The sequence below is a fragment of the Streptomyces sp. NPDC051921 genome, from assembly GCF_040680975.1.
Taxonomy (GTDB): Bacteria; Actinomycetota; Actinomycetes; order Streptomycetales; family Streptomycetaceae; genus Streptomyces.
The window spans coordinates 1-1293 of the sequence record NZ_JBFAXU010000060.1 but is presented as its reverse complement, the minus strand read 5'-3'; the positions used below and the strand labels follow the sequence as shown (position 1 = coordinate 1293).

The window sequence follows — 1293 nt, the reverse complement described above, 5'->3', positions numbered from 1 at the left end:
GAGGCCGGGCATCTCGTGCTCGGCGAGGGTGATCTCCTTGCGGCCGAACTCCGCCAGACCGATGTCGGCGACCTTGAAATCGGTGAACTCAGACACGTGCGAAGCTCCTAGTGCTGTGGGTGCCGGGGGCGGCGAAGGCGGACTGGATGTTCTGGTGGATCTCAAGCGTCGCGAGGGACTTGTTGAGCGTGATGTAGTGCAGGCCGGGCGCCCCCTCGGCGAGGAGGCGCTCGGCCATGCGTGTGGCGTGGTCGACGCCGATGCGATGACCTTCGGCCGGGTTGTCGCGGGTCGCTTCCAGGCGGTGGGCCAGGTCCTCGGGGAAGCTCGCCCCGCTGAGCTCGGCGAAGCGGCGGATCTGGCGCACGTCGGTGGCGGGCATGATCTCCGGGATGATCGGGGTGTCGCACCCGGCCACGTCCACGCGGTCACGCAGCCGCAGGTAGTCCTCCGGGTCGAAGAACATCTGGGTGATCGCGTAGTCGGCGCCCGCCCTGCACTTGGCGACGAAGTGCCTGATGTCGCTCTCCCAGTCGTACGAGCGCGGATGCTGCTCCGGGAACGCCGCCACGCCGATGCCGAAGTCGCCCAGTTCCCTTACCAGTGAGACCAGTTCATGGGCGTGGGTGAAACCCTCGGGGTGCCGCATCCACGGGGCGTTCGGATCGCCCGGCGGGTCGCCCCGCAGGGCGAGGACGTCCCGCACGCCCGCGTCGGCGTACTGGCCGATGATGTGGCGCAGTTCGGCGACCGAGTGGCCGACGGCGGTGAGGTGGGCCACGGGCCGCAGGGTGGTCTCCGTCGCGATGCGCTTGGTCACCTCGACCGTACGGTCCCGGGAGGAGCCGCCGGCGCCGTACGTCACGGAGACGAAGGTCGGCGACAGCTGCTCGATCCGGCGGATGGCGTTCCACAGGGTGTGGGCGCCCGCCTCGGTCTTCGGGGGGAAGAACTCGAAGGAGAAGGAACGGGTCCCGCTCGCCAGGACCTCGCGCACGGTGGTCATCGGCGTCCTCCCGCGTTGAAGTAGGTGGCTTCCGGGTGGTGGACGACGAAGGCGTCCGTGGACTGCTCGGGGTGGAGCTGGTACTCCTCCGACAGCTCGACGCCGATGCGCTCGGGACGCAGGAGCTCGGCGATCTTCGCCCGGTCCTCCAGGTCGGGGCAGGCCGGGTAGCCGAGGGAGTACCGGCAGCCCTGGTACTCGGTGCGGAGCATGCCCTCGATGCCGGCCGGGTCGCCGCCGCCGATGCCCCACTCGGCGCGGACCCTGCCGTGCCAGTACTCGGCCAG

General features: G+C 70.0%; 3 protein-coding genes. All 3 read right to left on the bottom strand.

All coding sequences use genetic code 11. The features are described 5' to 3' along the window. Positions 1 to 96 (bottom strand): adenosylhomocysteinase (locus AB0M16_RS36170; protein WP_365350799.1); only part of this gene is annotated, 96 nt, incomplete at its 3' end. Beyond that, positions 89 to 1006 (bottom strand): methylenetetrahydrofolate reductase [NAD(P)H], encoded by a 918-nt coding sequence (gene metF, locus AB0M16_RS36165; RefSeq protein ID WP_365350797.1) that lies wholly within the window; start codon positions 1004 to 1006, stop codon positions 89 to 91. The genes AB0M16_RS36170 and metF, both read right to left, overlap by 8 nt. Beyond that, a partial coding sequence (locus tag AB0M16_RS36160; RefSeq protein ID WP_365350795.1) for a vitamin B12 dependent-methionine synthase activation domain-containing protein occupies positions 1003 to 1293 on the bottom strand: 291 nt, incomplete at its 5' end. The genes metF and AB0M16_RS36160, both read right to left, overlap by 4 nt.

Excerpts from the sequence above, each read along its gene's own strand:
- metF (WP_365350797.1), bottom strand. The coding sequence starts at position 1,006 with ATGACCACCGTGCGCGAGGTCCTGGCGAGCGGGACCCGTTCCTTCTCC.